Genomic DNA, 20,759 nt, shown 5'->3' with positions numbered 1-20,759 from the left:
GGGAAACAGATAACAGGTTATGGTAACTCATCGTCAGCGCTACCGTGAAAAAGTCTCCCAGATGGTCAGTTGGGGGCACTGGTTTGCACTGTTCAATATTCTGCTTTCGCTCGTCATTGGCAGCCGTTACCTGTTTATCGCCGACTGGCCGACAACGCTTGCTGGTCGCATTTATTCCTACGTAAGCATTATCGGCCATTTCAGCTTCCTGGTGTTCGCCACCTACTTGCTGATCCTCTTCCCGCTGACCTTTATCGTCGGCTCTCAGAGGCTGATGAGGTTTTTGTCCGTCATTTTAGCAACGGCGGGAATGACGCTATTACTGATCGATAGCGAAGTCTTTACTCGTTTCCATCTCCATCTTAATCCCATCGTCTGGCAGTTGGTTATCAACCCAGACGAAAATGAGATGGCGCGCGACTGGCAGCTGATGTTCATTAGCGTGCCGGTTATTTTATTGCTTGAACTGGTGTTTGCGACGTGGAGCTGGCAAAAGCTACGCAGCCTGACGCGTCGTCGGCGCTTCGCGCGCCCACTGGCCGCATTCTTATTTATCGCTTTTATTGCCTCGCATGTGGTGTATATCTGGGCCGATGCCAACTTCTATCGCCCGATCACCATGCAGCGCGCTAACCTGCCGCTTTCGTACCCGATGACGGCGCGACGTTTTCTTGAGAAGCATGGTCTGCTTGATGCGCAGGAGTATCAACGCCGTCTTATTGAGCAAGGCAATCCAGACGCCGTTTCCGTTCAGTATCCGTTAAGCGAACTGCGCTATCGCGATATGGGCACCGGGCAGAATGTGCTGTTGATTACTGTCGATGGCCTGAACTACTCACGCTTCGAGAAGCAGATGCCTGCGCTGGCAGGTTTTGCTGAGCAAAATATTTCGTTCACGCGCCATATGAGCTCCGGCAACACTACAGACAACGGCATCTTTGGCCTGTTCTATGGCATCTCGCCAAGCTATATGGACGGCATTCTGTCGACCCGTACGCCTGCGGCGTTAATTACTGCGCTTAATCAGCAAGGCTATCAGCTGGGGTTATTCTCGTCAGATGGCTTTACCAGCCCGCTGTATCGCCAGGCATTGTTGTCAGATTTCTCGATGCCGAGCGTACGTACCCAATCCGACGAGCAGACCGCCACGCAGTGGATCAACTGGCTGGGCCGCTACGCACAAGAAGATAACCGCTGGTTCTCGTGGGTCTCTTTCAATGGCACTAACATTGACGACAGCAATCAGCAGGCATTTGCACGGAAATATAGCCGGGCGGCAGGCAATGTCGATGACCAGATCAACCGCGTGCTCAATGCACTGCGTGATTCTGGCAAACTGGACAATACGGTGGTGATTATCACTGCCGGCCGGGGTATTCCGCTGAGCGAAGAGGAAGAAACCTTTGACTGGTCCCACGGTCATCTGCAGGTACCATTAGTGATTCACTGGCCAGGCACGCCGGCGCAGCGTATTAATGCGCTGACTGATCATACCGATCTGATGACGACGCTGATGCAACGCCTGCTACATGTCAGCACACCTGCCAGCGAATATTCGCAAGGTCAGGATTTGTTCAACCCTCAACGCCGTCATTACTGGGTTACTGCTGCGGATAACGATACGCTGGCAATTACCACCCCGAAAATGACGTTAGTGCTGAACAATAACGGTAAATACCGCACGTACAACTTACGTGGTGAAAGAGTGAAAGATGAAAAACCACAGTTAAGTTTGTTATTGCAGGTGCTGACAGACGAGAAGCGTTTTATCGCTAACTGATTAATTATAAATCAGTTAGCGAAATATCTTACTTGCATTCGTTGTGGAAAACGGTAGTATTAGCAGCCACGAGTCGGCACGTAGCGCAGCCTGGTAGCGCACCGTCATGGGGTGTCGGGGGTCGGAGGTTCAAATCCTCTCGTGCCGACCAAAAATCCCAAAAAAACCAATCTATTGCGGTTGGTTTTTTTATATCTGCGATTAATTTGATAAACAGACCGCGACACATTACGGCCTGTTTATTTTCTGTTATCAGAACGTCCAGACCACACCCGCCTGAGTATTCCACGGTGATTCTACCCCCGCGCCATTGCCATAGCTGACTGACAAATGACCGCTTAACGTCGGGGTAAACGATGACCTTATCCCAGCCTGATAAACGCCACGGGTTCCAGCCACGTCATTATTAAATTTGCCGTCGTCATTAACTTTCACTTGGTTAGAATCGGCGTATTCCTGACGCACGGCGGCTTTCAGCCAGGGTTCCAGCGTCGTACCGTTTTGCAGGTCCATGTGATAGCTTACCGCCGTTCCCGCTTCAGCGCGTAATATGCGGGTATTTCCCACATCCGCACGCATACCATTTGATAACGTATAGTCCTGACCATCAGTGGTAAAGCCGGTAAAGGACAGATAAGGCCTTACATTCCACAGCCCCTCCCCCCAACGGAACCCGCTCTCGACATGAGCACCCGCGCCGTTACTACTGTAATCGCCAAACGCTGTTGCCCCATTACTCATCTTGCCATGGATGGTGTTGGCAAAACGGTCAACTTTCACCACCCCATCAACATAGGCACCGTTCTGATGCTCCCAACCGGCATAAGCCCCCAGGGTATAGCTATCGACATTGCCTTTGCCGCCGCGATCAAAACCAATATCAGAATGAGAGTAACCAAAGAACAAGCCGCGAATTGTACTGCTTTCTTCACGGGAGAAACGGCTATCGATACCGAGCGTCAGCCCCGTCAATGTTTGCTCAAAGCCAGCTCCCGCATCAGTGGTCACGTTGTTGCGGGTGTTAATTGCCGAACTCCACATCGCCGTATCGTAATTAACGCCTTTTACGCTACCAAGACGCTCACGCACGGTGTCCAGTTCTGCATCAAATACCAGCGGTTGCGCTGCCGCCATATTCAGCACATCAGTGGTTGAAGGGGTAATTTGCGCGCGATTCTCTGCCAGACTCCAGCTATGGTTGCCATTATCCAGCAAGGTATATTCATACGTACCGATATCAACAACGCCTCCGGCATTGCCCAAGGTAAATGCAGCATCACCGCCGCCCGTTGTTACCAGTGTAAGGCTATCACCTGCTGCCGGGCTGGCCCCCGTGTCCGTCACAAATATTTTGAAATCACCTGTTGCCTGACCGGTCACGTTGAGCTGATCGCTCTGATGATTAGCCATATCGGTACGCATATAAAAATTGCCGTTTCCCGATAGGGTATTGGTGGTCAACGTAGTGAAATTTTCCGCACTTGCCGTCACAGATGAACGAGTCACTGGCTCAGCCATCATAACGACAGTTCCGTCTGACATCACCAGGTTTGCTAAATTGAGACGGGTGTTTTGGTTTATATTATTGATATCGGCAATAATAGCCCAAAAACTCTCTTCGATAGAAACATCTGCTTTACTGGTATCCACTGCGCCATGCGTTCTTAAAGATGCACCATCAGAAACCACCACGTCACCTAAAAATGTAGCCGGTGTATAAAAATTTAATTCCAGCGCCATTGCATCAATAATGCCCTCATTTCCTCTGACTGTTACGTTAACCATTGTGCCAGTCCAGACATTAGCGCGACCATTATCGATAACCATATTTTCAGATATGGCATTTGAGGAATATTTTATGCTTCCATTCTGCACTGACCGACCAAGATCATAAACTGCATGTGCCTGCACTCTCGTACCAGTATCTCTTCCCAACGATTGCATGGTTGCATGCTCATCAAGGATAGTGTCAATTGCCTGAGTGCCCTCCATAACAATTAGCCCGGAACCATCATCCAGTTCATAATTTTTAGACACGCCATCTTTTATGCTAAATTGGCCTTTACTGTTTGTACCACTCACTTCCAGCGCATTCGTTGAAACAATTAATTTTCCGCCTGCTTTTTTGTCAACGCCAGTTGCAGTCCCGCCATCCATAACCTCCAGTAAACCACCACTATCCACAGTGGTATTATAAGCGAAGTCATTCTCTTCAACCCGCAAACTTCCGCCGTTTTCCAACAGCATATTGTTAGCAACCCCATCTTTGATATCAAACTGACCGAGACGGTTTGTTCCGAATACCTCCATGGCCCGCGTGGTTGTTTTGATTGCACCGCCTGCTTTTTGATCTACCGCAAATGCCAATCCGCCATCTTTAATCTCCAGTAGTCCTCCCTTTTCGATAACGGCGAAGATGGCAATGCCTTCGGTTTCAACGATTAAGCGCCCGCCTTTAATCGTGGGATCATTCGCTGCGCCATAAACCTGTAGCACACCATTATTGAGGGTAGTCTGGTTTGCCGCGCCACCCATTTGAACAATTTGATAACCGTCATTTAATACTGAGTAATCTGCGGTGCCATTCATTTCAATGTACTGATACCCTCCGTTAATTTCAGTATTACTACTTACACCAAATTCTTTTATATGCTGTTCTCCGCCAGGATTGATTTTCGTATTATTGGCGGTCCCATAAACCAGCTGGATATCTTTTTCCAGGACAACACCATCAACTGTCTCACCATACTCAACAGTTGATGCCAATGCTATGGGTGAATATAACGCTGTAGCCACCAGAACAGATATTGCGGAACGACAAAGAGAAACAGAACCAGAGTGATGCATTAATCTTTCATCCTATGAAATTAATTGCTGTTAAAAGCATTGGGTAAAGAAAATACCCATAGCTCCATACCCGGAGTGAGTTTTTAAAAACTGTTTAAAGAAATGCACAAGTATTGTGATTGATTTTTTAGTTGTTTTTCTTGATGAGAAGCTGATGCAAAATTCCGTCTTTATAATGAAAATGATGCGAGGGTGAACTACTGAGCTGTACTTTTCACTACATGTCCATACATAAAATGGGGTAACATTCACGCGCCTGGTAGCGTTTCCAACGCTACGCTCAAACATAATGATTCTAATAAAACCTCAGGAGACTACTATGCCTGAAGCAACGCCTTTTCAGGTGATGATTGTGGATGATCATCCACTTATGCGACGCGGTGTTCGTCAGTTACTGGAGCTTGATCCTGGCTTTGAAGTGGTCGCCGAAGCGGGCGACGGCGCGAGTGCTATCGATCTGGCGAATAGACTGGATATCGACGTGATCTTGCTGGATCTCAATATGAAAGGTATGAGTGGCCTGGATACCCTCAATGCCTTGCGCAGGGATGGCGTTACCGCGCAAATTATTATCCTGACCGTATCAGATGCCTCCAGCGATATCTTTGCGCTGATAGACGCAGGCGCAGACGGTTATCTGTTGAAAGACAGCGATCCGGAAGTGTTGCTGGAAGCGATTCGCGCCGGAGCAAAAGGCAGCAAAGTCTTTAGCGAACGCGTCAATCAGTACTTACGTGAACGTGAAATGTTTGGCGCGGAAGAAGACCCCTTCAGCGTGCTGACAGAACGCGAGCTGGATGTTCTGCACGAGCTGGCACAAGGGCTGTCAAATAAACAGATTGCCTCTGTGTTGAATATTTCCGAGCAGACGGTAAAAGTCCATATCCGTAATCTGCTGCGTAAACTCAATGTCCGCTCACGCGTGGCGGCCACCATTCTGTTCCTGCAACAACGCGGGGCACAATAAAAAAATAGCCCGATGGATTTACCCTCGGGCTGATATTGATGACAAACGCAAAACTGCCTGATGCGCTACGCTTATCAGGCCTACGCGGATCGAGCAATGTATTGAGTTCGCACGATTTTGTAGGCTGAATAAGGCGTTTACGCCGCATCTGGCATAAACAAAGCGCACTTTGCCATCAGTCTGGCCCGATGGCATCACCATCGGGCTTGTTCTTATTTACTCTCCTGTGGTGATAAGTGTTGCATCGCCTGCGCGATACTGCGTTCAATCACCGCACGGCGAGTATCGTTGGCAGGTAAGAGTTTCAACATCATCTCCCACGCGGCAACGGCTTCGCCAAATCGCTGCTGCTCAAAGGCATTAAACGCATACATGCTTAACACACGGATATTGCTATGGTCCGTTCTCACCAACTGGCGTAGCAGTTCACCCCCCAGGCGGTTGTCGTTGGGATCAGATGAACGTGTCAACGCTTCAGCGTATCCCAGTGCAGCATCGCTGTTCTTCGGATCGAGGCGATACGCAGTGGCGTATGCATCGGTGGCAATACTGGCGTTACCCAGCGCCATGCCAACGCGGCCCAACATAATCCAGCCTTCTATATCTCCCGGATTTTTTTGCAGTTGAGTACGCATCCCCAGCGCAAGGCGGGACATCTCTTCTTCGTTGAGCGGCTCAGCTTTCGGATCCAGCGCCCTGTCCAATAACGCCGGCGCCTGAGCCGTGGCCTGCTGCCAAATTTTCACCTGCTGATAATTGCCGGTCTGGTAGTAGCTGACGCCAGCCACAATTAACGCCACCACAATACCCGGCAGATAAACAACATATCCGGCACGCTTACCTTCCGGCACGCTTTGTTCAGGAAACGCTTCCGGCACCACGCGTACCCGACGCCGCGAGCGGGCGTAAATGACCCAACCGCCAATGCCAATAGCCACCACCGGTAGCACCCACAGCAGAACGGTCAGCGGCGTTAACGGCGGGTCGTAAGTGACGAAGTTGCCGTAACGCGCCACCATATAATCGACAATCTCTTTCTTACTTTTACCTTCCTGCATCAGTTCATACACTTTCTGGCGCAGGTCGGTGGCAATCATCGAGTTGGAATCAGCAATGCTGTTATTCTGGCATTTCGGGCAGCGCAGTTCTTCAGTAAGCTGACGAAACTGTTGTTCCTGTGCTTCATCTTTAAACTGCAACACGTCGATGGTCGCCAGTGCTGAGCCGGAGATCATCAGCATCAGCACGCCCAATAAAAACCTCATTGTGCGGCCTCCTTACTGTATTTCTCCCACAGCGGCTTGATCTCTTCTTGCCAGACGCGGGGATTGAGATCACCCGCATGGCGATAGCGAATGATGCCGTTGCCGTCGATGAGGAACGTTTCTGGTGCACCATAGACACCGAGATCCAGCCCTAACATGCCGTCGCCATCAAACAGGCTTAGTGCGTAAGGATTGCCCAGCTCTTTCAGCCAGCTGATTGCCTTCTGGCGATCGTCTTTATAGTTCATGCCGACCACTCGGATGCCCTGCGCAGAAAGCTGATTCAGATATTGATGTTCCGCACGGCAGGTCGGACACCAGGTCGCCCAGACGTTAAGCAGCACTGGTTTGCCCTGAGTCAGCACATCCGCCTGATAAAACTGCCCCGGATTGTCCAGTGATTCGAGGCGAAACTTTGGCACCGGCTTGCCAATGAGCGCCGATTCCAGATTGGTCGGATCATCCCCTTCGGCATTACGTGCCAGCTGCCACAGCAACGCCGCGGCAATCGCCAGGAAGATAATCAAAGGAATTAACAATACTTTGCGCTTCATACAGCCTCCGGCGCAGTTTTTTGCGGGCTTACGCGCTTACGATAGCGAGGATCAAACAGGCACAGCAGCCCGCCCAACGCCATCATCAGCCCGCCCGCCCAAATCCAGCGAACAAACGGTTTGTAGTAAAGACGCACAGCCCACGCGCCGTTTTCCAGCTCTTCACCGAGCGCGGCGTACAGGTCACGCGTGATGCCACCGTCAATCGCCGCTTCGGTCATCATCGACCCGGCAGTGTTGTAATAACGTTTTTCCGCATACAGCACCGTTTCCGGTTTACCCTCTCGCGTTACGCCGATAGTCGCCACACCGCCACGCCAGTTCGGACCAGTCACCTCTTTGACATCACGGAAGGTGAAGCGATATTCATGAATATCGACGCTATCGCCGGACTTCATGCGCACATCACGCTCAACGCTATAGTTCTGGCTAAAGGCAATACCAACAATTGTCACTGCCAGCCCCAGGTGAGCCGCCACCATTCCCCAATAACTGAAGGTAGTTTTCGTGCCGCGTGAAATACGCAGCGCAGCTTCCGCAATTGCCAGCACCGCAATCCAGCAGGCCATTGCCAGGCCGAGCACCGTCATCGCCACAACTTTGCTTTCGAACAGCCACGGCAACAGCAGAGACAACACCAGCGTAGAGATGAAAGCGATAATTAATAAATTGCGGATTTTACGTGGGCGATCGCGTCCCCAGCGCACCAGTGGACCGACACCAAGCAGTAGCGCAAACGGCACCATCAGCCAGGTAAACATAGTGTTGAAGAACGGTTCACCAATCGAAATACTGCCCAGCCCAAGTTGCTTGTGCACCAGCGGCAGCAGCGTCCCCAGCAATACCACCAGCATTGCGGCGACCAGCAAAACGTTGTTCGCTAACAGCAGAGATTCCCGCGACCACAGCGCATTGTTTACGCGTGAGCGAACTTTGTGTCCACGCGCGGCAAACAGCAGCAGCGAACCGCCAATCACCAGCACCATAAAAGCGAGGATAAACATACCGCGCGCCGGATCAGAGGCAAACGCGTGTACCGATACCAGCACGCCGGAACGCACCAGGAAAGTCCCCAGCAGACACAGCGAGAAGGCACTGATTGCCAGCAGTAATGTCCACGCTTTGAAGCTGGCGCGCTGTTCAGTGACCGCCAGTGAGTGCATCAGCGCAGTACCCACCAACCACGGCATAAATGAGGCGTTTTCTACCGGATCCCAGAACCACCAGCCGCCCCAGCCGAGTTCGTAATAGGCCCATGCGGAACCGAGCACAATGCCGAGCGTCAGGAAGATCCACGCCGCCAGCGTCCACGGACGGGTAAAGCGTGCGTAAGTGCTGTCCAGACGCCCACTCAGCAAAGAAGCAATGGCAAAAGCAAACGCCACCGAGAAACCGACGTACCCCATATAGAGCAGAGGCGGATGGAAGATCAGCCCTGGATCCTGCAACAGCGGGTTAAGATCGCGCCCTTCAATCGGGAAGTTCGGCAACGTGCGTGAGAACGGGTTAGAGGTAAAGAGAATGAACAGCAAAAAGCCGACACTGACCATCCCCATTATCGCCAGTACACGGGCCACAATATCCAGCGGAATACGCTGACTAAAAATCGCCACCGCAAATGTCCAGCCGCTCATCAGCAGCACCCACAGCAGTAGCGAGCCTTCATGCGCACCCCAGGTTGCCGCTACGCGATACCACACCGGAAGCTGGGTATTGGAGTTGCTGGCAACATAGGTGACGGTAAAGTCGTTGACCACGAAAGCATTGACCAGCACCAGAAATGCGCCAGCCACAGACATAAATAGCAGCCAGGCAAACAAGCGGGAAGACGCCATCATGCGCGCATCCCCGCGCGCCACGCCCCATAGCGGATACACGGACAGCAACAGCGCAATTCCTAGCGCCAGGCACAGCAGTCCGTTACCAATTTCTGGCATCATGATGCTGGGTCCTTATAAACACTCGCCGGGCGACGGTGATTAGCTTCCATCGCTTTCTCGACTTCTGGCGGCGTGTAGTTTTCATCGTGTTTCGCCAGTACTTCTTTCGCGAGGATATGATTACCTTTTTCCAGTTCGCCCTGCACCACTACGCCCTGCCCTTCACGGAACAGATCCGGCAAAATGCCTTCGTAAGAGACATCTACTGAACCTTCAGCGTCGTAAATGGTGAACGTTACTTTCAGCGAATTGGGATCGCGCTGTACGCTACCCGGCATTACCATCCCGCCAACGCGCAGACGCTGACCGACTTCCGGCATCTGCTGAGTTTCACGCTTGCCGTAGAGAATTTCCCCCGGCGTATAAAAAAGATCGATATTCGAGCGCAGCGCATACAACACCAGGCCGATAGTCAGCGCCAGCCCCGCCAGCACGGCACAGGCAATCCACAAGCGGTTTTTACGGCGAATATTCATGCAGCCTCCTGCTGTTGCGCAGCACGTAAACGCGCCTCACGCGCCCGCTGTTGCGCCACGCCACGCAGAATTGCGCGATGCTGCAACACGGAGTGCACGACCAAAACCACCAGCGGAATAACGGTCATCACCACCGCCAGCCAGACAAAAAAGGCGTAACCGCCCATTGCGAAAAATTCATTCCAGGAAGCAAATGCAGGGGTCATTTACGGCCTCTTTTCAGTATCAGTTCACTCACCCACGGACGGCGTTTTTCCATCAGCAAAATTAAATTACGCATCCGCATCAGCGTCAGCGTGGCAGACAGCAGCAGGAAGCCAAAAATCGACCAGCGCAGCGGCGAACGCATCGCCGGATCGATACTTTGCTGCATCCGCGTTGATCCCTGATGCAGGGTGTTCCACCACTCCACGGAGTAATGAATAATCGGCAGATTCACCACGCCAATCAGCACCAGGATACCTGCCGCACGGCCCGCCAGACGACGGTCGTCGAAGGCGTGCCACAGGGCAATCACACCAACATACAGAAACAGCAGCACCAGTTCAGAAGTCAGACGTGCATCCCATACCCACCAGGTGCCCCACATCGGTTTTCCCCATGCAGAGCCGGTAACCAGGGCAATAAAGGTAAACACGGCACCAATGGGGGCCATCGCCGCCACCGCCAGGTTGGCCATTTTCATCTGCCAGACCAGGCCAATAAACGCTGCCACCGCCATTGATGCATAAATGCCCATCGACCAGATCGCCGCAGGCACATGCAGGTAGATAATGCGGTAGCTATTTCCCTGCTGATAATCAGCCGGAGCAAAGCCGAATCCCCAGATCCAGCCGACGGTAAGCACGACCACACTGGCAATTGCCAGCCACGGTATAAACCAGCCACAGATTTGATACAGCCGTGGTGGGATCGCCAGTTGATGCAGTGTTTTCCACATAGTTTCGATACCAGACTCGAACAAAAATCAGTAATCCAGCGTTATTGAATGCTGATTCGTAACGCTGCCGCCGTCGCAAAAGGACTTAATGTCGCGGTGCCTGCCAGCAACGCGCCTAAAATTGCCAGATACCCGTCAACGGGCAAATGCATGGAAGCCGCGTCCATCGCGGCGGTGGCAAAGATGAGTAATGGGATAGTCAGCGGTAATACCAGTATGCTGAGCAGCACACCACCGCGCTTAAGTCCCACTGTCAGCGCCACGCCCGGTGCACCGAGAAAACCAAGCGTTGGGGTTCCCAGCAGCAGCGTCAGCGCCATCACTTGCCAGCCATAAACATCCATTCCCAGTAGCATTGCTACCAGAGGCGAAAGGATGAGTAACGGCAGACCTGTTACCATCCAGTGCGCCATCACCTTCGCCAGCACAACGGCGGGCAAGGGTAACGGCAACAACATCAATTGTTCAAGACTGCCGTCCTGCAAATCGTCACGGAACAGTCGTTCCAGTGCCAGCAAGGATGAAAGCAGCGCTGCAACCCAGATAATGCCAGGGGCAATACGCGCGAGCAGTTGCGGCTCCGGACCGATACTGAGCGGAAAAAGGGTAATAACAATCAGGAAGAACCACAGCGGGTTAGCGATTTCGGCGCTATGACGAAACGCCACGCGCAGTTCAAGACGGAAAATTCGCCAGAACATCATGCGGCCCCCGTTTGCGTCAGTGAAATGCGGCGAATTTTACTTTCAGCAACGTTGAGCGGCTGGTGGGTAGTCAGAATCACAATCCCCCCCTGCTCCGTATGCTGCGCCATACGCTGGGTCAGACGATCGACGCCGTTAACATCAATCGCGGTAAAAGGCTCGTCGAGTATCCATAACGTGGCACGGGTCAGCCACAGACGCGCTAAAGCGACGCGGCGTTGTTGCCCGGCAGAAAGTTGATTTACAGGAATATCTTCGAATCCGGCAAGCCCGGCCTGCGCCAGGGCTTCCAGACATTGTGCGGTATCGCCATCGCGGTGATAAAAGTGCAGATTTTCTAACGCCGTCAGCCGGGTTTTGATCCCCGGCTGATGGCCTATCCATAACAGGTTTTGATGGTAGCTGTCGCGTACCTGATGCAAGGGCTGCCCTTGCCAGAGAACCTCGCCTGCGTCAGGGCGAGACAACCCCGTCAGCAAACGGAGAAGCGTTGTCTTCCCCGCGCCGTTGCTGCCGGTGATTTGTACCCACTCTCCTGCGTTCAGCGTAAATGACAAACCACTAAATAAGGTTCGTTCATCCCGCTCGCAAAGTAACTCTCTGGCTTCAAGCATACCCACGCAATAACCCTGTTAAAAACCTGGCTCGACTTCGCGCATATCGGGTAGCTTGTGTGCGATCCCTTTATGGCAATCAATACAGGTTTGCCCATCTTTCACCGCCTGGTCGTGCATCTTAGCGGCAACTGATTTCTGGGCGGTTGTATCCATATACTCGAAGTTGTGACAGTTACGACACTCCTGCGAGTTATTGTCCTTCATGCGCCGCCACTCATTCTGTGCCATCGTCAGGCGATGAGCTTCAAATTTCTGCGGCGTGTCAATAACGCCAAAAATTTTACCATACAGCTCTTTACTTGCTTTGAGCTTGCGTATCATCTTCGGTACAAACTCGTGCGGAACGTGACAATCCGGACAGGTCGCACGGACGCCGCTACGGTTGTTGTAGTGCACAGAATCCATGTATTCCTGATACACCGTGTTACGCATTTCGTGGCAGCTAATGCAAAACTCTTCAGTGTTAGCTTTTTCCATCCCGGTGTTAAAGCCGCCCCAGAAGACGATACCGCCAACAAAGCCGATCAACAGCAGCGTCCCCAGAGCCAGACGGCTGGGGGTACGCCACCATTTCCACAGGCGCTTAATCAGACCAGGCTTACGGTCAGAATTTCCCATAATAACCTCTTATTTCCCGTAACCTTTTGATGGGGTAAAGGTATTCCCCACGATTGGCGCGGTATCGGCCTGCGGTACGTGACATTGCAGACAGAAATAACGACGCGGAGCCACTTCTGCGCCCACTTTGCCGTCGCTGTCCATAAAGTGAGTAGGACTAATGCGCGGCGCGCCAGTGGTGCGATAGCTTTCGACACCGTGGCACTGCAAGCAGCGGTTGGTATTGGTCGTTACCTGATAACCTTCAACGCTATGCGGGATCATTGGCGGCTGATTCACATAGTTCAGCGGCATCCGATCCTGCTCTTTTGGCATCCGAATGGCCCCTTCCTGCGTCCCGGATACTTCCGGCGACTGGCTAAAATCGACGCCATTAGCCGCCCAAACCGCGCCGCTTACCACCAGGGCCAGCATCGCCGTCCATTGACACAGCGCTTTCTTCAGGTCATGGCTTTTCATGATTTCGCTCCCGAACTCCATCGTGTAGTTATTGTAAATACATCCTCAGAACAGACATCCACGCAGCGACCGCACGTCATGCAATCGCGGCTGGTGACCTGCACCGGGCTTTGTTCATCCAGCACCGGGGCACGTAGCACATGCGGTTCCGGGCAAACATGAAAACAATCCATACAGCGGTTACATTTCTGCCGATCGGTGGCCGCAACGGTAATCACACCTTTACTACCCAGCACGCCATACAGTGCACCAACCGGACAAATGTGCCCGCACCAGCCGTGTTCAACGACCAGTAGATCAAATAAAAACAGCGCGAGAATAAGCAGCGCGCCGCTGCCGAAGCCCATTACCAGGCTACGCCCCATCAGGGAAACGGGGTTGATCCATTCCCAGATGAGCGTGCCAGTTAAGGCCGATCCCACCAGAATGATCACCAACAGCACGTAGCGAATGTGGCGAGGGATCGTCGCAGACTGATTGAGGTCAAATCGTCTGCGTAACCAATTTGCTAAGTCGGTAATCGGGTTCAGCGGGCAGACCCAGCTGCAAAATAATCGCTTTCCTGCCAGGGCGTAGAGCACGGTGATAATCACCGCACCAGTCAGCGCTACCGTGGCAGGCAGATGACCGCTGGCAAGGCTTTGCAGCGTCATCAGCGGATCGGTCAGCGGAACGGTGTCGAATAACAGGCTACTGCTGTAGTTGCCATGCAAGATCCACACACCAAACCACGGGCCACTCAAAAACATTCCCAGCACGAAGAACTGACAAAGGCGACGCAACACCAGCCAACGGTGACTGCGCCACCAGCCTTTTTTCTCCAGCGCCTCGCGCCCGGCGTCACGTTTACGATTTGCCATTGCTCCCCTCCAGCCAGCCGAAGCGGTAATGGTGACCTAACTCCCCTTTCGCCAGTGACAGCGGTAACACCTTGATTGCGGGTTGTTCCAGCACGCACACTTTTTCGCACTTACCGCAGCCGGTACAGGCGTCGCTGTGAACCGTCGGCAGAAAACGGGCGTGCTTACCGGTACGCGTGTTACGCTCCAGCTCCAGGGTGATTGCCTCATCAATTTTCGGGCATTCGCGATAGCAAACATCGCAGCGCAGCCCCTGAAAGTTGAGGCAGTTCTCCTGATCCACCAGCACCGCCAGCCCCATCCGCGCGTCGTCGATCGATTCGATCTCTCGATCCAGCGCACCGCTCGGGCACACTTTGGCGCACGGAATGTCCTCACACATTTCGCAAGGAATATCCCGCGCGACAAAGTACGGCGTACCTGCCGACAGGCCAGAGGCCAGTGTCGCCAGTTTTAAGGTGTCGTAAGGGCAAGCCTGAACACACTGACCGCAACGTACACAGGCACTGGCAAAGGCGTTCTCGTTTATGGCTCCGGGTGGGCGCAACCGCACACCAGATGCGCGTGCGGTTTGCTGTTGTAACCCCAGCGCCACACCCACGGCAGCCAGCCCGCCAGCTGTGCGAACGACATCGCGCAGAAAGCGGCGGCGACCATTTTGAGGTTTCGCTGACCGGGACATAATGGCTTACACCTTCTCCAGTTTGACCGCACACTTCTTGAAGTCCGTCTCTTTCGAGAGCGGATCGGTCGCATCCAGCGTCAGTTTGTTAACCAGCTGTGCGGCGTCGAAGAACGGCATATACACCAGGCCCTGCGGCGGACGGTTACGACCGCGCGTTTCAACAATCGAGATGACTTCGCCACGGCGAGAAACCACTTTCACTTTGTCGCCACGACGCAGATCGCGCGCTTTCGCATCCAGCGGATGAATAAACAGGACCGCTTCCGGGAAGGCACGGTGCAGTTCCGGTACACGGCGAGTCATACTGCCGGTGTGCCAGTGCTCCAGGACACGCCCGGTAGAGAGCCACAGATCGTACTCTTCATCCGGTGCTTCCGCCGCCGGTTCGAACGGCAGTGCGAAGATCACCGCTTTGCCATCCGGTTTACCGTAGAACTTGTAGCCTTCACCCGCTTTCACGTACGGGTCGTTACCTTCGCTATAACGCCACTGCGTTTCTTTACCGTTAACCACCGGCCAGCGCAGACCGCGCGCTTTGTGGTAGTCATCGAACGGCGCGAGATCGTGACCGTGACCGCGACCAAACCATGCATACTCTTCGAACAGCCCTTTTTGCAGATAGAAGCCCAGCTCGCGGGATTCATCGTTCAACTGATCTTCTGCCAGTTCGGATACCGGGAATTTGCTCACTTCCGGGGTGGCATACAGAACCTCATACAGCGTTTTGCCACGCAGTTCCGGTTTCTTCGCCAGCAACTCTTCCGGCCACACTTCTTCAGTTTTGAAGCGGCGGGAGAACTGAACTAACTGCCAGAGATCCGATTTCGCTTCGCCCGGTGCCTGTACCTGCTGACGCCAGAATTGAGTACGGCGTTCGGCGTTACCGTAAGCACCCTCTTTTTCTACCCACATTGCGGTCGGCAGGATCAAGTCGGCTGCCAGCGCACTGACTGTCGGATACGGATCGGAAACGATGATAAAGTTGCGCGGATCGCGCCAGCCCGGCATACGCTCTTCATTAATGTTCGGCCCGGCTTGCATGTTGTTGGTACACATGGTCCAGTAAACATTCAGTTTGCCGTCTTTCAGCGCACGGTCTTGTGCCACCGCGTGCAGACCGATTTTCGCCGGAATGGTGCCACTCGGGATATTCCACTTCTTCTCGCAGATATCACGATGTTTCTCATTGGTCACCACCATGTCCGCAGGCAGACGGTGAGCAAAGGTGCCCACTTCTCGCGCAGTACCACACGCGGAAGGCTGCCCGGTCAGGGAGAACGGACCGCAACCCGGCTGAGAAATTTTGCCAGTCAGCAGGTGCAGGTTGTAGACTAGGTTGTTGGCCCACACGCCACGGGTATGCTGGTTGAAGCCCATCGTCCAGTAGGAGATGACTTTCTTGTTCGGATCGGCATACAGCTGCGCCAGTTGTTCTAACTGGTCTTTCGGCACGCCGGTCATTTCAGCGGTTTTTTCCAGCGTATACTCAGCAACGAAGGCTTTGTAATCTTCAAAGCTCATCGGTTCGGAAGCGTCAGAACCTGGATTCTTCGCTGCTTTTTCCAGCGGATGGGTCGGACGTAAACCGTAGCCGATGTCCGTCGCCCCTTTGCGCAGGTTAACGTGTTTGCTAAAGAAGTCCTGATTTATCGCGTTGTTTTGAATGATATAGTTGGCGATGTAGTTCAGGATCACCAGGTCAGACTGTGGCGTAAAGATGATGCCGTTATCCGCCAGCTCGAAGCTACGATGCTGGTAGGTAGAAAGCACCGCCACGGTGACGTTCTGGTTAGAGAGACGACGGTTGGTGATGCGCGACCAGAGAATCGGGTGCATCTCCGCCATGTTAGCGCCCCACAGCACAAACGCGTCAGCCTGTTCGATGTCGTCATAGCAGCCCATCGGCTCATCCATACCAAAGGTACGCATAAAGCCAACTACCGCCGACGCCATACAGTGACGCGCGTTCGGGTCGATGTTGTTCGAACGGAAGCCCGCTTTGAACAGCTTGGACGCGGCATAACCTTCCCAGATAGTCCACTGACCAGAACCGAACATACCGATCGATTCCGGCCCTTTTTCTTTCAGGGCAGTTTTGAATTTTTCTTCCATCACATCGAAGGCTTGATCCCAGGTGATTGGGGTGAACTCGCCTTCTTTGTCATATTTACCGTTTTTCATACGCAGAAGCGGCTGCGTCAAACGGTCTTTACCGTACATGATTTTGGGCAGGAAATAGCCCTTAATGCAGTTCAGACCACGGTTAACCGGTGCGTCCGGGTCGCCCTGACAGGCCACCACACGCCCCTGCTGCGTTCCGACCAGAACGCCACAACCAGTACCGCAGAAACGGCATGGTGCTTTATCCCATTTAATGGCTTCCTGCTGACCAACAACGGCGCGGGCAACGCCCGGCACGCTGAGACCGGCAGCCGCCGCAGCGGCCGCAACGGCGTTAGCTTTCATAAAGCTACGACGACTGAGTTTCATGGTGTTTCCTCACCTTGCTCTTCCTGCTGGTGATAAACCAGCGACACCGCCAGCACGCCCTCTACGTTGCGTACTGACTCAATGGTTTGGATCAGCGTTTCGCTGTCTTCTGCTTCCACCACCACAATCAACTGACCGCTCGGCGCGTCGCTGACAGCGACTTCACAGCCGGGAAAGGCGTTCAGTTGGGTGCTGATGTCTGAAATTCGTTCGCTTTTGGCCTGCACGACCAGGCTGCAAACTTGCCAGTTAGTGTGCATGGAGATACTCCGCAGTTATGGCTGATACCGGACAGCTGGCTGCACATGCTCCACATCCGTTGCAAAGTTGGCTATTAAGTTGCGGCTGGTAGATCCCGGAGAGCGTCGGGCGAAAGATAATTGCCATTGGCTCACAGCTATCCTGACAGCGGCGGCATTCAACTGACTGATACGCCAGGCACGCGTCCCCAATGGTGAACTGCAAATCCCAGGCCCTGGTGTGGCGCGGAGAAAATAGCGATTCGGGGCAAGCTTGCGCGCAGGCATAACAGAAGCTGCACTCGTTATTTTTGAAATTAACGCTCGGATAGCCCCCCGCGCCGCGTTGCAGAATGTTGTTTTCACAAGCATTAATACAGGCGTCACAGCGGGTGCAATGGGTCAGAAAATGAGATTCATCACCGGACCAGGGCGGACGGATACCGTTACTGGCTTTGCGCCAGCGACCAGTGAGTATGCCCCGACGGGATGCATCAATCTTCACATTGACCTTCCATCATTAATACGCTCTGAAAATTGAGAGCGACCAAATAAACCGCATAATTAATAAGCCATTTTTATAGCCGCTAAGATATTAAAGGATGTGTCAAAGATGCATACCCCGATCGAGGTAAAACCTGTAGCAGGATCAAAAGAGTGGCGGGAAGCGTGGCAAAAACGGGCTTTTGCTCACATTTCAAATGGTTATAAACATATTTATATAGCGATTAATTCGCCAGAGATATTTCTCAAGGCTTTACCACTCCTCAGAATTTAACACTAAAAGAGAAGGTAAAATTGTCTGAATGTTCTTTTAGTTATTCATAAAGCAAATTAATAAATCTGATGAATATGTTAACCTTCAGCGACATCATCGGTGAAAACCTATAAATGACGAAGGGAATACAACAATGAAGACCATTCTACCTGCAGTATTGTTTGCCGCTTTCGCTACCACTTCCGCCTGGGCGGCAGAGAGCGTCCAGCCACTGGAAAAAATCGCGCCTTATCCGCAAGCTGAAAAAGGCATGAAGCGTCAGGTGATTCAGTTAACCCCGCAAGAAGATGAATCTACCCTGAAAGTAGAACTGTTAATCGGTCAGACGCTGGAAGTCGATTGCAATTTGCATCGTCTCGGCGGGAAGCTGGAAAGCAAAACGCTGGAAGGCTGGGGCTATGATTATTACGTCTTTGATAAAGTTAGCTCACCGGTTTCCACGATGATGGCCTGCCCGGATGGCAAGAAAGAGAAGAAATTTGTCACCGCGTATCTGGGCGATGCTGGAATGCTGCGTTACAACAGCAAGCTGCCGATCGTGGTGTATACGCCAGACAATGTAGATGTGAAATACCGCATCTGGAAGGCGGAAGAGAAAATTGACAACGCGGTAGTCCGCTAAACTGCCGTGAAGTGCTCCACCCCGTAGGTCGGATAAGGCGGTCACGCCGCATCCGACATCTAACGCCCAAGCCGGTTGACTGATGCGACGCTGGCGCGTCTTATCAGCATACGCCACATCCGGCATACCATGCCGGATGTGGCACATCATTACAACGCAATATCCGCGACTTCTTTTTGAACGGGTTGCATCTTCAACTGCGGTTTTGGCGTACTGTCCGCCACCTGCGGCTTGTCGTATTTCAGCCCCAGCACTTCGCTGGTGTACTGCAACTCGCGTTCGGTTGCCGCTACATCACCGTTCAGCTTGCGTCCATAAGACGGAACGATCGCTTTCAACGTAGCCTGCCATTGTGGGCTGGAAACGCGATCGCCAAATACTTTTTCCAGCAGATTCAACATAATCGGCGCGGCGGTTGACGCCCCTGGCGATGCCCCCAGCAGCGCGGCAATAGTCCCTTGTTGGTCGCTGACCACTTCGGTACCCAGACGCAGTACGCCACCTTTCTCGGCATCACGCTTGATAATCTGCACGCGCTGCCCCGCTTGCCACAAACGCCAGTCCTCTTTTTTCGCCTGCGGATAGTACTCTTTCAACGCTTCAAAACGATCCTCTTCACTCAACATCACCTGACTCACCAGATATTTCACCAGATCGAAATTATCCAGCCCAACGTGCATCATCGGCATCACGTTTGAGGTGGTGGTGGAACTCATCAGATCCCACAATGAACCGTTTTTGAGGAATTTGGTTGAGAAGGTGGCAAATGGCCCAAACAGCACGACGCGTTTACCGTCAAGAACACGGGTATCGATATGCGGAACCGACATCGGTGGTGCGCCAACGGAGGCTTTACCGTAAACCTTCGCCAGATGGTGATTAACCACGTCCGGGTTTTCCGAGACAAGGAACTGTCCGCCCACCGGGAAACCGGCGTAGTCTTTCGCTTCCGGAATACCGGATTCCTGTAACAGCTTCAACGCTGCACCGCCCGCGCCGATAAAGACAAATTTCGCGCGGATGTTCTGTGCTGTGCCGTTTTTCAGATCGGCAACGGTGACGGTCCAGCTGTTATCGTCATTACGCTTTAGGGCGCGGACTTCGCTGCTGAGTTGCAGCGAGAAGTTAGATTTCTTCTGTAAGGAGGCGATCAACTGGCGGGTGATCTCGCCATAGTTCACATCAGTGCCAATTTCTGTGCGTGTTGCTGCTACTTTCTGTTGCGGATCGCGCCCTTCCATCACTAATGGTGCCCACTCCTTGATCTGCGCGTGATCTTCAGAGTAACGCATGCCACGAAACAGCGAGCTTTGTTGCAATGCGGCGTAACGGGCGCGCAGGAAATTGACGTTATCCTCGCCCCAGACAAAACTCATGTGCGGAACGGTATTGATAAATGAACGCGGAGTACGCAGTACACCGCGCTCGACCTGGTGCGCCCAGAACTGGCGGGAAATCTGAAATGCTTCGTTAATGGCGACTGCTTTTTCAATACTGATGCTGCCATCGGCGTTTTGCGGGGTGTAATTGAGTTCCATCAGTGCAGAATGCCCGGTTCCGGCGTTGTTCCAGCCGTTCGAACTCTCCTGCGCGACACCCTCCAGGCGCTCCACCATGGTCATCGACCATTCAGGCTCCAGCTCGCGTAAATAGGTCCCCAACGTGGCGCTCATAATGCCGCCGCCAATCAACAGTACATCAGTTTCCTGCTCCTCGGACGCTTTCGCTTTTGCCGTCATCGAAACGGCATTAAGCCCCACGGCCATCGAGAAGAGCATGGCAGTCACTTTTTTCATCTTGTTAATGCCTTACTTTTAGTCGCTTTATTGCAGGTGAGATTTGCGCGGCATCAACGGTAACACTTAAGTAACAACATTTAAATAATGTTTATAAATTATATTCTAATTTTAGAAACATT

The 20,759-nt window shown here is 52.8% G+C and carries 21 protein-coding genes and 1 tRNA gene; 5 read left to right on the top strand and 17 right to left on the bottom strand.

Annotated features, from left to right (window positions below):
* The first annotated feature begins 19 nt into the window (after positions 1-19).
* Positions 20-1,780 (top strand): LPS biosynthesis-modulating metalloenzyme YejM, encoded by a 1,761-nt coding sequence (yejM, locus tag ATB02_RS11100; RefSeq protein ID WP_105271574.1) that lies wholly within the window; start codon positions 20-22, stop codon positions 1,778-1,780.
* Positions 1,781-1,854: 74 nt separating this feature from the next.
* Positions 1,855-1,931: transfer RNA gene (locus ATB02_RS11095), tRNA-Pro, on the top strand.
* Between the two features lie 101 nt (positions 1,932-2,032).
* Here ATB02_RS11095 and yejO read toward each other — a convergent pair.
* Positions 2,033-4,627, bottom strand: a complete 2,595-nt coding sequence (gene yejO / locus ATB02_RS11090; protein ID WP_123059841.1) for an autotransporter YejO — start codon at positions 4,625-4,627, stop codon at positions 2,033-2,035.
* A gap of 319 nt (positions 4,628-4,946) precedes the next feature.
* On the opposite strand from yejO, the gene narP reads away from it, so the two are divergent.
* Entirely contained in the window at positions 4,947-5,594 is a 648-nt protein-coding gene (narP, locus tag ATB02_RS11080; RefSeq protein WP_105271572.1) for a nitrate/nitrite response regulator protein NarP, read from the top strand.
* Positions 5,595-5,806: 212 nt separating this feature from the next.
* On the opposite strand, the gene ccmH is transcribed toward narP, so the two are convergent.
* The 15 genes from ccmH to napF are packed head-to-tail and all read right to left on the bottom strand — an operon-like array spanning position 5,807 to position 17,946.
* Positions 5,807-6,859 carry a cytochrome c-type biogenesis thiol:disulfide oxidoreductase CcmH gene (gene ccmH / locus ATB02_RS11075; RefSeq protein ID WP_032184637.1) on the bottom strand — a complete coding sequence of 351 codons (1,053 nt, stop codon included), beginning with the start codon at positions 6,857-6,859 and terminating at the stop codon, positions 5,807-5,809.
* Positions 6,856-7,413, bottom strand: coding sequence for a thiol:disulfide interchange protein DsbE (gene dsbE / locus ATB02_RS11070; RefSeq protein ID WP_000824445.1), 558 nt, complete (start codon positions 7,411-7,413; stop codon positions 6,856-6,858). Before dsbE ends, ccmH begins: the two co-directional genes overlap by 4 nt.
* Complete coding sequence (ccmF, locus tag ATB02_RS11065; RefSeq protein WP_000982453.1) at positions 7,410-9,353, bottom strand: cytochrome c-type biogenesis heme lyase CcmF; 1,944 nt, start codon at positions 9,351-9,353, stop codon at positions 7,410-7,412. Before ccmF ends, dsbE begins: the two co-directional genes overlap by 4 nt.
* Positions 9,350-9,829: a cytochrome c maturation protein CcmE gene (ccmE, locus tag ATB02_RS11060; RefSeq protein WP_001026418.1), complete on the bottom strand. Its 480-nt coding sequence runs from the start codon at positions 9,827-9,829 to the stop codon at positions 9,350-9,352. Before ccmE ends, ccmF begins: the two co-directional genes overlap by 4 nt.
* Complete coding sequence (ccmD, locus tag ATB02_RS11055; RefSeq protein WP_000186536.1) at positions 9,826-10,035, bottom strand: heme exporter protein CcmD; 210 nt, start codon at positions 10,033-10,035, stop codon at positions 9,826-9,828. The genes ccmE and ccmD overlap by 4 nt, the downstream gene beginning before the upstream one ends.
* Positions 10,032-10,769: a heme exporter protein CcmC gene (gene ccmC / locus ATB02_RS11050; RefSeq protein WP_001295447.1), complete on the bottom strand. Its 738-nt coding sequence runs from the start codon at positions 10,767-10,769 to the stop codon at positions 10,032-10,034. The genes ccmD and ccmC overlap by 4 nt, the downstream gene beginning before the upstream one ends.
* 41 nt (positions 10,770-10,810) lie before the next feature.
* Complete coding sequence (gene ccmB, locus ATB02_RS11045) at positions 10,811-11,473, bottom strand: heme exporter protein CcmB (protein WP_000971730.1); 663 nt, start codon at positions 11,471-11,473, stop codon at positions 10,811-10,813.
* On the bottom strand, positions 11,470-12,093 hold the full coding sequence (ccmA, locus tag ATB02_RS11040) for a cytochrome c biogenesis heme-transporting ATPase CcmA (protein ID WP_000525586.1): 624 nt from the start codon (positions 12,091-12,093) through the stop codon (positions 11,470-11,472). The genes ccmB and ccmA overlap by 4 nt, the downstream gene beginning before the upstream one ends.
* Before the next feature lie 12 nt (positions 12,094-12,105).
* Positions 12,106-12,708 (bottom strand): cytochrome c-type protein NapC, encoded by a 603-nt coding sequence (napC, locus tag ATB02_RS11035; protein ID WP_000528376.1) that lies wholly within the window; start codon positions 12,706-12,708, stop codon positions 12,106-12,108.
* Positions 12,709-12,717: 9 nt separating this feature from the next.
* On the bottom strand, positions 12,718-13,167 hold the full coding sequence (gene napB, locus ATB02_RS11030) for a nitrate reductase cytochrome c-type subunit (protein ID WP_000835174.1): 450 nt from the start codon (positions 13,165-13,167) through the stop codon (positions 12,718-12,720).
* Entirely contained in the window at positions 13,164-14,027 is an 864-nt protein-coding gene (gene napH / locus ATB02_RS11025) for a quinol dehydrogenase ferredoxin subunit NapH (RefSeq protein ID WP_000013499.1), read from the bottom strand. Before napH ends, napB begins: the two co-directional genes overlap by 4 nt.
* Positions 14,014-14,709, bottom strand: coding sequence for a ferredoxin-type protein NapG (gene napG, locus ATB02_RS11020; protein WP_104918189.1), 696 nt, complete (start codon positions 14,707-14,709; stop codon positions 14,014-14,016). Before napG ends, napH begins: the two co-directional genes overlap by 14 nt.
* A 6-nt stretch (positions 14,710-14,715) precedes the next feature.
* Positions 14,716-17,202 (bottom strand): periplasmic nitrate reductase subunit alpha, encoded by a 2,487-nt coding sequence (gene napA / locus ATB02_RS11015; protein ID WP_000778067.1) that lies wholly within the window; start codon positions 17,200-17,202, stop codon positions 14,716-14,718.
* Positions 17,199-17,462, bottom strand: coding sequence for a chaperone NapD (gene napD / locus ATB02_RS11010; RefSeq protein ID WP_000557378.1), 264 nt, complete (start codon positions 17,460-17,462; stop codon positions 17,199-17,201). The genes napA and napD overlap by 4 nt, the downstream gene beginning before the upstream one ends.
* A complete protein-coding gene (gene napF, locus ATB02_RS11005; protein WP_000686723.1) occupies positions 17,452-17,946 on the bottom strand; it encodes a ferredoxin-type protein NapF in 495 nt (164 codons plus the stop codon). Before napF ends, napD begins: the two co-directional genes overlap by 11 nt.
* Positions 17,947-18,054: 108 nt before the next feature.
* On the opposite strand from napF, the gene ATB02_RS26350 reads away from it, so the two are divergent.
* Positions 18,055-18,219, top strand: coding sequence for a hypothetical protein (locus ATB02_RS26350; RefSeq protein WP_032193898.1), 165 nt, complete (start codon positions 18,055-18,057; stop codon positions 18,217-18,219).
* Between the two features lie 133 nt (positions 18,220-18,352).
* Positions 18,353-18,841 (top strand): serine protease inhibitor ecotin, encoded by a 489-nt coding sequence (gene eco, locus ATB02_RS10995; protein ID WP_000849212.1) that lies wholly within the window; start codon positions 18,353-18,355, stop codon positions 18,839-18,841.
* 149 nt (positions 18,842-18,990) lie between these two features.
* Here the strand turns inward: eco and mqo are convergent, their stop codons facing one another.
* Entirely contained in the window at positions 18,991-20,637 is a 1,647-nt protein-coding gene (gene mqo / locus ATB02_RS10990; protein WP_105271571.1) for a malate dehydrogenase (quinone), read from the bottom strand.
* Between the last annotated feature and the right edge of the window lie 122 nt (positions 20,638-20,759).

Source organism: Escherichia sp. MOD1-EC5189 (assembly GCF_002966045.1).
GTDB lineage: Bacteria > Pseudomonadota > Gammaproteobacteria > Enterobacterales > Enterobacteriaceae > Escherichia > Escherichia coli_F.
The sequence above is the reverse complement of the archived record's forward strand: the minus strand, read 5'-3'. Positions and strand labels throughout refer to the sequence as shown.